Consider the following 263-nt stretch of genomic DNA (forward strand, 5'->3'; position numbering starts at 1 on the left):
CATCAGATGCAGCATTTCGTCGTGGAAAATTTCGCGGTGTTCGATACAGCGCGTCAGCGCTTCGGAGGGGGAGATCGTCACGGTGCGTCCTTCTTAGGCGAGGTTCAGGAAATTGCGCAGCAGGGCGTGGCCGTGTTCGCTGAGCACGGATTCGGGGTGGAACTGTACTCCGTACAGGGGCAGCGTCTTGTGGCGCACGCCCATGATGTCGCCGTCCGGCGCCGTGGCGGTCACGGCCAGGCACTCGGGCAGCGTCGCCGGGT

The 263-nt window shown here is 63.9% G+C and carries 1 protein-coding gene; it reads right to left on the reverse strand.

From position 1 onward, the window contains the following. Nucleotides 1–93 precede the first annotated feature (93 nt). Nucleotides 94–263 (reverse strand): glutamine amidotransferase-related protein (locus SB751_RS31780; RefSeq protein WP_410749243.1); only part of this gene is annotated, 170 nt, incomplete at its 5' end.

Source organism: Cupriavidus sp. SIMBA_020 (assembly GCF_046535395.1).
Lineage (GTDB): Bacteria > Pseudomonadota > Gammaproteobacteria > Burkholderiales > Burkholderiaceae > Cupriavidus > Cupriavidus campinensis.